Annotated in this window: 16 protein-coding genes; 2 read left to right on the top strand and 14 right to left on the bottom strand. The window is 47.9% G+C overall.

The features are described from left to right. Nucleotides 1–2: 2 nt before the first annotated feature. The gene (locus BMW55_RS00375) at nucleotides 3–617 is read right to left on the bottom strand and encodes a YIP1 family protein (RefSeq protein ID WP_089964390.1); all 615 of its coding nucleotides are present in this window, start codon (nucleotides 615–617) and stop codon (nucleotides 3–5) included. A 14-nt stretch (nucleotides 618–631) separates the two neighbouring features. Next, a complete protein-coding gene (gene lepB, locus BMW55_RS00370; protein ID WP_089964389.1) occupies nucleotides 632–1,099 on the bottom strand; it encodes a signal peptidase I in 468 nt (155 codons plus the stop codon). Nucleotides 1,100–1,426: 327 nt separating this feature from the next. Here lepB and BMW55_RS00365 point away from each other — a divergent pair, with 327 nt between their 5' ends. Next, a complete protein-coding gene (locus BMW55_RS00365; protein ID WP_089964388.1) occupies nucleotides 1,427–1,936 on the top strand; it encodes an Imm6 family immunity protein in 510 nt (169 codons plus the stop codon). A 153-nt stretch (nucleotides 1,937–2,089) separates the two neighbouring features. Here BMW55_RS00365 and BMW55_RS00360 read toward each other — a convergent pair whose 3' ends face one another. The 5 genes from BMW55_RS00360 to BMW55_RS00335 all read right to left on the bottom strand — a co-directional run bounded on the left by BMW55_RS00360 (nucleotide 2,090) and on the right by BMW55_RS00335 (nucleotide 5,061). After that, nucleotides 2,090–2,566 carry an SRPBCC family protein gene (locus tag BMW55_RS00360; protein WP_089964387.1) on the bottom strand — a complete coding sequence of 159 codons (477 nt, stop codon included), beginning with the start codon at nucleotides 2,564–2,566 and terminating at the stop codon, nucleotides 2,090–2,092. A gap of 154 nt (nucleotides 2,567–2,720) precedes the next feature. After that, nucleotides 2,721–3,578, bottom strand: coding sequence for a DUF817 domain-containing protein (locus BMW55_RS00355; RefSeq protein WP_244527403.1), 858 nt, complete (start codon nucleotides 3,576–3,578; stop codon nucleotides 2,721–2,723). A 34-nt stretch (nucleotides 3,579–3,612) separates the two neighbouring features. Next, nucleotides 3,613–3,828 (bottom strand): helix-turn-helix domain-containing protein, encoded by a 216-nt coding sequence (locus BMW55_RS00350; protein ID WP_089964386.1) that lies wholly within the window; start codon nucleotides 3,826–3,828, stop codon nucleotides 3,613–3,615. A gap of 10 nt (nucleotides 3,829–3,838) precedes the next feature. Beyond that, on the bottom strand, nucleotides 3,839–4,321 hold the full coding sequence (locus BMW55_RS00345; protein WP_089964385.1) for a DUF2975 domain-containing protein: 483 nt from the start codon (nucleotides 4,319–4,321) through the stop codon (nucleotides 3,839–3,841). 284 nt (nucleotides 4,322–4,605) lie between these two features. After that, a complete protein-coding gene (locus BMW55_RS00335) occupies nucleotides 4,606–5,061 on the bottom strand; it encodes a hypothetical protein (RefSeq protein WP_089964383.1) in 456 nt (151 codons plus the stop codon). A gap of 290 nt (nucleotides 5,062–5,351) precedes the next feature. On the opposite strand from BMW55_RS00335, the gene BMW55_RS00330 reads away from it, so the two are divergent. After that, a complete protein-coding gene (locus BMW55_RS00330; RefSeq protein WP_089964382.1) occupies nucleotides 5,352–5,843 on the top strand; it encodes a DUF1772 domain-containing protein in 492 nt (163 codons plus the stop codon). Between the two features lie 82 nt (nucleotides 5,844–5,925). Here BMW55_RS00330 and BMW55_RS00325 read toward each other — a convergent pair whose 3' ends face one another. The 7 genes from BMW55_RS00325 to rlmD form a co-directional block, all read right to left on the bottom strand. Beyond that, nucleotides 5,926–6,342 carry a toxin-antitoxin system TumE family protein gene (locus tag BMW55_RS00325; RefSeq protein ID WP_089964381.1) on the bottom strand — a complete coding sequence of 139 codons (417 nt, stop codon included), beginning with the start codon at nucleotides 6,340–6,342 and terminating at the stop codon, nucleotides 5,926–5,928. 4 nt (nucleotides 6,343–6,346) lie between these two features. After that, the gene (locus BMW55_RS00320; RefSeq protein ID WP_170839647.1) at nucleotides 6,347–7,102 is read right to left on the bottom strand and encodes a helix-turn-helix domain-containing protein; all 756 of its coding nucleotides are present in this window, start codon (nucleotides 7,100–7,102) and stop codon (nucleotides 6,347–6,349) included. Nucleotides 7,103–7,422: 320 nt separating this feature from the next. Beyond that, nucleotides 7,423–8,742, bottom strand: a complete 1,320-nt coding sequence (gene abc-f / locus BMW55_RS00315) for a ribosomal protection-like ABC-F family protein (protein ID WP_139179402.1) — start codon at nucleotides 8,740–8,742, stop codon at nucleotides 7,423–7,425. Beyond that, nucleotides 8,667–8,921: an ATP-binding cassette domain-containing protein gene (locus BMW55_RS00310; protein ID WP_170839646.1), complete on the bottom strand. Its 255-nt coding sequence runs from the start codon at nucleotides 8,919–8,921 to the stop codon at nucleotides 8,667–8,669. Before BMW55_RS00310 ends, abc-f begins: the two co-directional genes overlap by 76 nt. 431 nt (nucleotides 8,922–9,352) lie before the next feature. Further along, nucleotides 9,353–9,841, bottom strand: coding sequence for a GNAT family N-acetyltransferase (locus BMW55_RS00305; RefSeq protein ID WP_089964377.1), 489 nt, complete (start codon nucleotides 9,839–9,841; stop codon nucleotides 9,353–9,355). Nucleotides 9,842–10,116: 275 nt separating this feature from the next. Beyond that, nucleotides 10,117–11,061: a nucleoside recognition domain-containing protein gene (locus BMW55_RS00300; RefSeq protein WP_089964376.1), complete on the bottom strand. Its 945-nt coding sequence runs from the start codon at nucleotides 11,059–11,061 to the stop codon at nucleotides 10,117–10,119. Between the two features lie 39 nt (nucleotides 11,062–11,100). Next, entirely contained in the window at nucleotides 11,101–12,498 is a 1,398-nt protein-coding gene (gene rlmD / locus BMW55_RS00295) for a 23S rRNA (uracil(1939)-C(5))-methyltransferase RlmD (RefSeq protein ID WP_089964375.1), read from the bottom strand. Nucleotides 12,499–12,564: the final 66 nt, after the last annotated feature.

Below are 12,564 nucleotides of genomic sequence, written 5' to 3'. Positions count from 1 at the left end.
GATTACGAAATGACCAATGCAATCACGATCATCAACACAACCAGTGCAACCGGAATGAGAACAATGGAAGAAAATCCTCTCCAGGCTGAAAACTCATGCACTTCTCCAACGATCTTGGAAAAGATCACAAAATAGATGACGGTCATGGCGATATTCAATAATCCCAGAATGAAGAAAAGAAGAAGCAAGAACATCGATTGATCCATGATCGGGGTTTGTGAGGTAAAGAGCTCTTCCCGGAAAATGAGCAGTTCGGGAAGCAGCAACACCCATTTGGATGTGTAAGGAATGGTTGCCCAGGTTGTGGCGATCCGTGTTTCTTGAAAGGTCGCCTGACCTCCTAAAAGACGGGCCATGCCGTATGTACAAAGACTGAGCAAAAACCATCCAATGGCACCCAAGATGGGACCGAGAATCAGGGCAAGGATCAAGATGGCACCGACTGAAGTGGTATCTCCCATATTCCGGTTCGATGCTTGCTCGATAAAGTAAGTGATGCCGAATAAGGAAACAAGCACGATGGTGAGGGAGGGAGTCGTTTCATTCATTGCATCACGAATCGCAGCACGTGGTTCACGCCAAAACCGAAGCCAATACCCTTTCAAAAGTTCGATCATCTTTCCACACCTTTCTATGGTTGAAGAATCCCAATGATTTGCTCATATGGAATGGCTCCCATATGTCGGCTATCAAAACTGGAAACACGTTCATCGCCCAAAACATAGTAATGATTGTCGGGTACAGTGACCGGGCCAACATCTTGAATATCAGGAAATCGGGAAAGGTAGGGTTCATGCAGGAGCTGGCCATTGATGTACACCCGGTTGTCTTTTATTTCGATTGTTTCGTTTGGCAGGGCAATCACCCGTTTAATGAAGTCGTAGCGATGCTTGGGAGAACGAAAAACAATGATGTCTCCCCGTTGAATGGTTTCAGGAGTCTTATCAACGAGATAAATCTCATGCTCTTTCAATGCAGGTTCCATACTTTTTCCTTCCGCTTGATAAAAAGCATAAAAAGAATTCCAGATCATATAGAGAACAACCAATCCCGTCAGGATTCCAACACAGATCAGGATTTGTTTTCGTGAAAAAACCATGCTTGAGTCTCACCTCCCCTGAAAATTGTGATTCGTTTTCAACCATCAGCCAATGGAAGCACGAAAAACACTCCCATTTTTATTGAAATTCTCTCAACAGTTGGCAGGATATGCTTATTCGTATAACCCTTCACCATCCGTCTTGTATTTGGGAATACAACTATATTAAGTCAAGCGGTAAATAGAGGAAAGATAAAATGATGTTTTTCATAAAAAATTTATTTTTAAAAGGGAATGAAAATATAAAAAATGTATTGACTGTTGGGATGCGAATCGTGAAAAAATGATAAAAAATATGAATAAAATCATCAGTAAAGGGGTTTGCGTATGGAGTGGTATATCAATGTAAATACAGATGCCAAAGTAGCTTATGTATTAACCTTGACAGAAAAAATCACGGAGAAAACAAGAAACTATGAGTGGTACCACCTGGTCAGAAGAATGATAGACATGTGCTGGGAATGGGTGGAAGAGAAAAAGCACAGTGGAGACGAACTTTATGAGAGGTTCGATGATGAAGATGATGCGTTGGTTTTGATTGAAGGATATGGTGAAATACAAGACAATCCCCAAAACAAGCTCATCTTGTTTTGTATCATTGATGCCGTATGTTATGCGATCTGGCAAGCTTATCAATGCGAAAAGTCAAAGTATCTTCCGCAAGTCCTGGAAATGGAAAGTGATCAATCCATTGACCGGTTTATGGAGAAAATCAAAAAAGTGGATGGGTACCAAGAAAGATGGGCAGAGCATCTAAAGCGGTATTTGCTCGAACATTATTCAGCAGCGGGCAACCATAAAAAAATTAATCGATCTGAAATCATGAATCAGATTTAATTTCCAATGAAAAAATCCACAGTAAAAATAACATTACTGTGGATTTCATCCCTTTATCATCATTTCATTCTTTTGGTTCCTCATAAAAGAGTCAGACTTACATCCCCTTACCGGTTCGGTACACTGGGTGTCTTCCAGAAGGAATGAAAGGTGTCAGACCATTTTCGCCAGTTGGGCCTCAAGGCGATCCAAGTTCTGTTCGTTGGCCTCGGTGACGAACTTTTTCACCCTGTTACATTCAGCGGCCGATTCGAAGAGCATGCGCCAGTTGAGCTCGGTCTTTCCTTCAAACTCACTGAAGGTGACGGTCAGCAGAAACTCGTGGACCGGCTCCAGATGACGGAGGACAATCCGTTCAGGTTTCACGACCTTGACAAAGACGCTTTTATTCTCGTAGTCGACGCCGTTGGGAGCGTGCATGACATAGCGCCAAATGCCATCCGGCCGGAGATCGAACTCATGAAACGTGTTCGTAAAGCCTTCAGGTCCCCACCAATGCATCAGGTGATCCGGATCGCTGAAAGCATTGAACAAGAGTTCACGCGACACATTGAAGATGCGAGTATTGACGATCTCACGGTCTGAAATCGGTTCAGCAGGGTTATTATTTGTTGTAAACCCGGAGGACATGGTCAATTCTCCTTTTTTTGTTGATCTCCGTTTGCAGGCTCATATCGCAACGCTTACCCTGTTAGCCCATTATGACATCCGTTTCGTGCCCACGATTGGACTGGCCCACACGCTTCGCTCTCCACTAGAGCTGCGGCTGCCAGTGGCCCTCTAATCAGTTTTTTGTTTCCACGCTTTTCTTATCTGCATACGATGCAAAATCGTCGTTGCCTTTCCCATTCGAGATGAATCCCAGCGGGGACTCCCCAGGCGGAATTTTTCCCTTCACCTGCTTTAACGTCGCTACGATAAGAAAGCTGACAATCACCAATAAGAACCATGAACTCACCTTTCCCGGATGAACGAGACTCCATGCCTCGGTTTGGTTGGGATATTCCCAGGCTCCAAAGAATGTTGCGATATTTTCGGCGATCCATATGAAAAATCCGATGAGCACAAAAGAAAGTGCGAGCGGCATCCGGTAACGGGTTCCCCCTACCTCGTATGTGACCCATGATGGCCAAAAGACGATCATGACAAGTCCGGTCAACCACCAACGAACGTCAACCCAAAAATGGTGGGTGAAAAAATTCAAATAAATCGCGGTTGCCAGAGGCACCACTGCCCAAAACGGCGGCCAATGGACCAGTTCGACCTTCAGCCTCCTCCACGCCTGGCAAAGATAACTCGCCACACTTGCGTACATGAATCCGCTATACAAAGGTACGCCGAAAATTTTGAAATATCCTTCCTCCGGATAAGACCAGGAACCCATGTGTACCTTGAAAATTTCAAGCGCCAGTCCGATCAGGTGGAATAAGGTGATCACCTTTAATTCATCCCGTGTTTCAAGCCCGGAACGCACCATCCACCACTGCATCAGAAGGCAGATGATGAGCAGCCAGTCATACCGTGGCAGGAAGGGAAACGGCATGTTTTGTGTAATAGCCAAAGAGGCGAAAATGACGGCGGGGAACAAGCATGACAGGGCCTGCTCCCAACCAAAACGAACGAGTTGTTGTAGTGCTCTCATGATTTCTGCCCCCAAGATTCCTGCTTTCTTCATCTCAGGTGTCTTCCTCACTTCGGTATTCCAAAATATCTCCGGGCTGACATTCCAAAACCTTGCAAATCCGATCCAAAGTGGATAATCGAATGGCTTTGGCCTTCCCGTTTTTCAAAATGGAGATATTGGCCATCGTGATTCCGACCCTCTCTGAGAGCTCGGTGACGCTCATTTTCCTTTTGGCCAGCATCACATCAAGATTGATAATGATTGCCACGTGATTCACCTCAGATCGTTAAATCATTTTCTGATTTTATATCGATGGCATTTTTTAATAGTTTTTGAAGAACAGCCACACAGGTTGAAATCACAATGGAAGCAAAAATAATGACCAATGCGAGTGCCAGAACCCCCGGAGCGTCGTCTTTCTCCGCCACGAAATAAAAGAGCGGCAAGCCTGCCACATACAGGATACTGATGGCAAACGCACAGTGTTTGATCGTCTTCAACGCCTTTACAGACATCTCCGAGAACGCTTCGTTCCTGTCAATATACTGCAATAGTTTGAAAGCCTGATACAGAGCAAAGTAAAAAGGGATCGCCGTTACATACAAGAGTAAAAGGATATATTGCAAGTAAGCATACTCTGTCTTCGAATCCGCAGCTTCGCGGGCTCCCACAGGCAACCATATGCATAAAGAAAGTACCGCAATTCCAATCAGTATAATCACTGCCTTCAAGAAGAGAGTTGAACCTTGTTCCCGTTTCATAAAAAGCACCCCACTGATTGATTTTCAATTTGACTTTAGCACATATTTTATCGTTTTACAATAAATAAATATCGTTTTTGATTATATTGTTATATATTGTTATTGCAAAGGGATAGTCCTTTTTATTCCGGACGAGATAAAAAGCGTTCCTCAACTGCTTGTTTTCGTCTTTCAGCTTCTTCATGCGACCTTCTAGACAGGCCAAGGTCTTCAGCCACGCAGAGCTCAGCAAAAAAGTCCCCACACCCGGGGACTTTTTTGCTTTAAACATTCCTCATTTGGAGTTAGAAAAAGTATAGATACGCAAAGATCACGGCTGCAATGAACCAGACAGGTGAGAGAAGAAAGAACATGATAACAAGAAGAGGAATCCAATCCTGTTTCTCTTCAACCTCATCAGAAAAATCCCAAGCAAAAAGAAGCATTCCACCTTGGACTTCAAAACGGAGAACCCCCTTCTCCTCTCTTTCACGAATCCATTCTTCCATCTCCTCTCGTTCATCAAAAGAGAAGAACCGAGCTTCTCCCTTCCCCGAATATTCATCTTCATACTCTTCTAATTGCACGAGAATATGAGTATCCACATCCTCAATATGATGGAGATCGTTTCTGCCTGTGGTAAATTCAATAAAGGATTGTGGATCGTCCTTAGGAAAGATGTAATAGAGCTTCTTGGGAGGGTCTTCTTGAGTCTTCTTGTTTAAATTGATCTCAATGGAGTCTTTATCCATTTTTATCATTTTCGATCTTCCCTTTGCTGAAAGTTAATCATTCCCCCTCTTTTATCTATTCGATAAATATTGTTCCTTTCATTTACTACAGAAAATTACAGAGACAGGAAAACCTTCTTGTTTTTCATTCAAATCAGACTATCGCTTTTGAAATGATCTTGCGCATGACCTCGGGCAATTCCCCTCAGACCTGAGTCTCAGATAACAATCCTTCCGAAGTAGGATGGTAGGATTGTTCATGTTTGATAAGTTATATATGTGAAGTCATTTCTGAATATTGGTACGAAGGGGGTCTATCAATGAGGAGACTGAAGGAAGCGTTGCTGTGGCTGTTTGTCATTAATCTTGGCATTGCGTTCGGCGCAGGGCTTTACGAGAGCAGGGTAGTCGTTCCTGAATGGGCGGGCACTCCTCCGGAAACATGGCCAAACACGGGGCTTTTGTTCTGGGTCTATGTGACGACGGTGCCGCTCACCCTGCTCACTATAGCCAATGCGGTCGCCGCCTGGAAAACGCGGGGGCCGAGACGTGGCTGGTACCTGGCAGCAGTGGTGGTCGTCATCGCCGAACGGCTGGCAACATTTTCGTACTTCATTCCCACAATGGCCGGACTGATGGGCGCTGAAGGCCTGTCACAAGCAGAGGTGGATGCCGTGCTGTCCCAATGGATGTTGATGAACCACGGCCGTCATCTTCTTTCTCTGACAGGGTGGCTAATGGCCCTGAAGACACTGTCCATTCCCGGCAGGGGCAGCTACATGCAGCAGGAAACCCAAACACGCTCAGCATAACATAGAAACAAAAAAGACAGGTCTTTTTCGCCTGTCTTTTTCCATTCCACACAAGAGCGGACTTTCCCGCGGGCTGCGTCGTCTACGGATAAGCTTTTCCTGAAATGATGTAAGGAATGATTGCGTTGAATGCGTCCTCCAAAGATCTGACATTCGGGTTCGCCTGAACTTGTTTCCGGTCAAACGGGACATGATGATGGTGGTGCGGATCGGTGGGAAGTCCGTGATTATGTTCATTTTCCCAAGCCGTGATATGACCGGTGGGTCTTTTGTTGATTTCCCAGCAATACCGGTAAAAAAACAAGTTGCCACCGGAATCATACCTCTCCCTTATGCGGAATTTGGTCTTTCCGTAGACGGGATGAGGGATAAATTGAAGGTTGATTCTCACCTTTGTGACTCCGGTGGCAGCATCCGATTCCAAATCAAGTAGCGGGGGAGCGGCGATATACGGGCTGTACTTGTTGATCAGGGCGACATACTTGGTATATTGGACCATCTGCTCACCCGTTCAGCTGAGAAAGGAGTCTTTGCTTCTCTTTCTCAAGCTCTTTCCAGTCAGCAATATCTACCGCTTCCGACATGCCATCGATTTCATGATCATCCAAACCGCCGAACAGCTGATAGAAGGTTCCCCGATACTCTTTTTCATACTCGGCAATCTGTTTGTTGATCGACTCCAGTTTTTCCTCGACACTTTGCGTTCTGGATTTTTTCACTTGGTAAATCCACTGCATTTGAAATGCCAAAGCAGGATTTTTCCAAGCTTCCAACATATGCTTCGGAATCTTCTGGCTCCCCTTTTCCCCTACCGTTTCCAGTCCCCGGTCCATATATTTGTACATCATCGCTCTGGAAACCCCGAGTTGTTCAGCCGCGTCCGTAATCGAGAGCAAGTGATCGGGTTTGTAGTGAAAGACTAATGTTCCATCCGATGTGATCTCGTAAAACCACGAATCCACGCTCAGTTTTAACTCCGAGAAATCCACGGGCTCCTGAAAAATGCGTTCGGTCAGAAACAACATCTTTTTCAGCGAGGAAAGAAAGTCTTCTTTCAGGATAAATTCCGGCTCTTTCCGAATTCGTACCCGCATCGGTTTGATTAAATGGAGAATATCGGAATATCTCTCGGCCAGGTTAAAGGCCAGGTTGTTGAGTATAAAGATCGTTTCTTTTTCAAGCATGGGGATGTTTCGCTCTTCAAAAGCTTGATTGATTTGTTTTTCTGTTAGCGCCAACACTTCTGTGCTCAATCGCATCCCCTCCTTTACCTCCTATTCTAAAATACGGTTTACATTTAATCAATACTGTATACTATACAATATGCTAATATTGTCTTATTTATTCCTCTTTCCGAAAAAAATGGGTTCATAAAAACAGATCCGCTCCGGACCGGGATGATTCAAGAAGCACCGGCGATCCATCCTCGAAGTCCTTTCCATGAATAAATGCCCCCGTTTGGGAGCCTGATTTTACTTTCTCAACCTCCTGATTTCTTTTAACAACTCCTGATACCTCTGCTCCAACCGCTCGACATCATCCCCCTTTTGCGGCATGGACAAACGCCCGAGAATTTCAGTCAGCTCCGTTTCCAAAGACAGCAGACGCTCTTTTCGTTCCTGTTCGGAAGAGCGGCTTTTCGTTGTTGGCTTTCCAGATATTCGTCATAGTTCCCCGTAAAATAGGTGGCTGTTCCCTCGTTTAAAATGAGCAGATGATCAGCCAGTTTCCGGATGAACCAACGGTCGTGCGAGGCAAAGAGGATGGTTCCGGGATAAGCGCGCAGCACCTTTTCCAGTTCTTCACGGGTAAAGATATCCAAAAAATTGGTCGGCTCATCCAGCAAGAGCAGGTTGGCATCGCTCAAAAACACCTTGGCCAGCGCCACTTTCACCTTTTCCCCTCCGCTTAAAACGCGGACCGGCTTATATACGGCTTCGCGGGGAAACAGGAGACGCGCGAGCACGGTACGGATCAGGGTTTCCGAATAGGGACTGCTTCCCTGCACATTATTGAGGATGGAACGCTCTTCATCGAGATTGGCCAACTGCTGGTGAAAGTAACCGATTTTAGCCAAGGGAGCCTGATGAACTCCTGCCGCCTGAGAAGCGATCATCTGCAGCAAAGTGGACTTTCCGGCCCCGTTTTTGCCGAGGACCGCTACTTTCTTGCCGGATGGGATGGTGCAGGTAAGCTGATGAAACAGTTCTTTCTTCCCGAAACGCTTGCTCAGGCGTTCCAGCCGGAGAGCGTTTTTTCCCTCAATCGGCCGATAGACATCCAAATCGAATTGAACCGTCGGCAGTTCGACCGGCTTCTCCTTTTTGGGCAGCTTTTCGATCCTTGATTGGATCGCCCGGGCCTGTTTTTCCACCTTTGCCCTGGCGGAATTCGCTTTTTGTTTATTGGAGATCAACCTGGCTTCAGACGGGCTCATCCCCTTTGGCGGCTTTTCCATGGACCGGGCTTTTTGCTTTTTGTCCATCACCACCTGTGTCAGCCTCTTTTTCTCCGCCACATATTGTTCATACTCAAACCGGGAACGCTCCAACTGCTCTTCCTTCTGCCGCCGGTAATCGCTGTAGTTTCCCTGATAAACGGTGATTTGCCCGTTTTCCACCTCCAGGATTTTGCTGCATACAGCATCCAATAAAGCGCGGTCGTGGGAAATCAGCAGGAGGGCTCCCGGGTAACGGGACAGCTCTTTTTCCAGCCATTCGACTGCCTCCGCGTCCAGGTGGCTGGTCGGCTCATCGGCCAGGAGCAGGGCCGGTTTCTCCGCCAAAGCGCTGATCACTTTCTGCCTCGTCCGCTCTCCCCCGCTCATTGGCATCGGATCTTTTTCCGGGGAGTCCGGATCATCCACTGGCGAATCCAGCCAACCGTCCCCCGGCGGCAAATGTCCCCCTCATCAGCCGGCTCTTCCCCGGCCAGCACCCGCAGCAAGGTGGTTTTGCCGGCTCCGTTGACCCCGACAACACCGATTTTTTGCCCTGTTTCCACTTGCAACCGGTCCATTGAAAAAAGCAAGCGATCGCCCAGCCATTTTTTCACCTGATATGCCTCTAACACAAACATAAAAAAACCTCCCTGATTCCAGAGAGGCATTCATATCCCAAAAAATGCACCCAAAAAACGCGATGATCCCGCGATCTGGATCAACGGGCAAATGGGCACAAAAAAACAGCACCTCGAATTTTGGGCATACGAATCCTACTCCGGAAAGCAAATTTCTAACCACTGAAATTTCGCTTCGGTAAAGTAGGATTAGTTGTCCATCGCTCGAAGTACCGTTCCTTTCCGTATCATATGTTTGAAACTATTTTAATTGACATCCAGCCTCGTGTCAAACGGGCAAACGCTCAAAAAAAGTCAACATGGATTGAAAACTAAAAACTGGGCTATCTTTCGTTGTATCTCTCTTTCGAGGCTGGATATCGGGATCAAATATCGGGGTCAAGTCCAGGGAGAATTCTCCCCTGTTTTTTCGTCTCCACACCTTTTCCGGTTCAAAATACCCGTTGCATCACTTGTGTATCGCCCAAATCGCGGACGGGTTTAAAATCGAGCCGTTCATACAGGCGGATGGCCGGATTTTGTTTGCTTACGCTGAGGGAGAGGCCGGGGAATCCTTCCAGTCTCGCTTGATGGATCAAGCGGGTCAAGAGGTCCCTTCCCAATCCTTGCCTGCGGTATTCGGGCAATACGGCGATGGATAATTCGGGGATATTTTCGGCGACAAACCCGTAACCCGGTTTCTCCTTGCTGAATTGGCGGAACCATGCGGCGCCGATCGGTTGGGAGTTTTTTCGCAATTCGGCAATAAAACCGATATCTCCGGGTTGGCCCCAATTTTCCAGGTATCGGCTGAGTTCAGGCCGTTCCACAATCTCTCTGGCCGGGGGTTGTTCTCCTTCCGGTACATAGATCGCCAGGTACAAAAATTCCTGTAGAAGGGGTGCGTCAGATGGTTTTATTGTTCGAAAGATGTACTCCATAGATTCAACCCTTTCCGAGAAAATGGTTCAGATGCCTCCGTTTTTTAATGGAGAATAATAAAAAAGGAAGGTTGTCCAATCCTGAAATCCATCCAACGGATTTCTCTTTCAATCCATTTCGAATGAGAATAAATTTTTATTTTTATTAAATTTATTTCGATAAAAAGATAGCCATTTCCTGCTAATTGAACCACAAATCAAAATTTTATCATCATCCATCGCATGAAACGAGAAGAGAGGCAGGTTTTCCGCCTGCCTCTCATTTTGATGGATTCCTATTTACCTGACACCGCGGCCACCGGCTGCACCGCGGGAGTTTTCCAGAAGCGCGCCACCAGGAGTGTGACGATGACCGCCGCCAGGAATCGAATCCATAACAGATGGAGAACCGGGATGCCCAGCGGCACAAAGATGAGCGTATCTTCAATCACCGCATGACAAGCCGCCAAAAAAATGATCAGCAGATGAATATCCCGCCTGGAAAACGATTGTTCTTCCGCCTGTTGAATAATGATCCCGGCACCAAAAAACAGCCCGACCAGCAAGCCGCTCGCCAGAGTCACCGCTCCGCGGGGAGCGATGCCAAACGGACGGAGCAGCGGAGCAACCCCCTTCGACAGCCAATCCAGAAAGCGCAAATCCTTGAGAATTTGAATCAACATCATGAGCGGAATGACAATCACGACCAGCGTGATCACCCCCTGAGCCGCCGTTACCAGTGCTCCCTGCGCGATCTGGAACCAACCCGCCGGCTCCGACTCTTGAGGAGTGATTCCGGCGAATACGGCCCGCTCATTTCCTCCGATCCAGAGCCAGTGAATCAGTAGCGCGGATAAGACGGCCAGCCCCATCCGGACCAGGAGCACCACCCAGGTGGCTACCCCCACTCTTTTGCACAAGGCGGATTCAATCAGCAGATTATGTGAAAAACTGAGCATCAACGCGATGATAAATACTTGTTTGACAGTGAGATCGAGGGTTAACACAGCCCCGATTCCCGCATACAGATTGAGTATGTTTCCCAATACCAACGGAATCGCCGCTTCCCCGGGTAAACCGATCCATGACATGAACGGAGCCAACCCCTGCGTGATCCAGCCCATCAATGGGGTATGTTTGACCAATTGTACCAACAGGGTGACGGGAAACACGACTTTGGCCAGTTCCCATGATGTTTTCAGCCCTGCCTGCCAACCTTTTCTCCAATCAATGGAATACATGGTTTCCTTCGCTCCCGTTTCTTGAGATGACATCCGTGTTTATGATTGCGGCTTGCGGACCAGCTCGCAGACGGTTTCCACATGCGCCGTTTGCGGGAACATGTCCAAAGGAACGACGCGCTGCAAGCGATAACCTCCTTCCAACAGCTGGTCACAATCTTTGGCCAGTGTGGAAGGATTGCAGGAAACATAGACAAACCGCGGCACTTTGACTTTGAGCAAGGCGTCGATCAAGGGTTGTCCCAGACCGGTGCGCGGCGGGTCGGCCACAACCACATCCGGTTTCAGCCCCTCTTCCACCCAGCGGGGGAGCAACACTTCTGCTTCACCCACATAAAACTCGGCATGTTTAATCCCGTTGAGGGCGGCATTCTCCCTGGCATCGGCGATCGCTTCCGGAACCGTATCCATGCCGATCACCCGTTTCGCATCCCTGGCCAGCCATAAACCGATGGTCCCAACTCCGCAATAGGCATCGACCACGGTCTCTTTTCCGGTCAGCCTCGCCGCTTTTCTCACTTCTTCATACAACTTGACGGTCTGTACCGGGTTAAGCTGAAAAAATGCCCGGGCCGACAAAAGATAAGTCAGGTCGCCCAGTTTTTCCGCCAGCTTTTCCTTTCCCCACAGCAAGCGGCTGTGCTCGCCGAACACCAGCGATGTTTTGTTCGGATTGTGGTTCAGGATCACACTTTTTACCCTGGGCAACCGAGCCCTGATCTTTTCCACAAACTCGTTCTCTTCAGGAAACGACTCCGTTCGCGTCACGATCACCAGTTGCACTTCTTCGGCGGCAAAAGAAACCCTGGCGACGAGATGGCGTAACACACCGTTGTGCTTGCGTTCATCATAAATGGAAATCTTCAGCTGTTCCACCACTTCGCGGGCCGTGTGCAGGGTTTCATTGACCAGGGGATGTTGGACGAGACAACCGCTCACATCCACCAGCCGGTGCGACCTTGCCGAAAACATGCCCATCGCCACCCGGGAGCCGATTCTCCTGAGCGGAAGCTGGGCCTTGTTCCGGTACGCCCACGGTTCATCCATGCTGACCGTTTTTTCGATCGGAATCTCGGTGAGCCGGGTATAGCGGGCAAATGCTTCTTCCACCAGCTCCCTTTTCAGGCGCAGCTGCAACCTGCGGTCGATGTGCTGAAGCTGGCATCCCCCGCACTCCTGATAGACAGGACAAGGCGGCTTCACCCGGTATGCGGACCGCTTTTTGATCTTCAGAAGCCGGGCTTTGGCAAACTTGCGGTCAATCTGCGTAATCCGCGCCACCACTTCTTCTCCCGGTATGGCGCCGTCCACAAAGACCACCTGTTTTTGGTAAAACCCTACTCCTTCCCCATTGATCCCGAGACGGCGAATGGGAAGCTCGATCACCTGACCCTCCCGCAGATGGATCGTTGTTTTTCGCTGCTTGGTTGTTGACATCTGACAAGTTCCTCTCAATTTCATCTCTTACATGTTATTGTACCCGAAAAATCTACCCCTTGTTAG

Source organism: Lihuaxuella thermophila, from assembly GCF_900110165.1.
GTDB lineage: Bacteria > Bacillota > Bacilli > Thermoactinomycetales > Thermoactinomycetaceae > Lihuaxuella > Lihuaxuella thermophila.
This window is presented reverse-complemented; position numbering and strand designations above follow the sequence as displayed.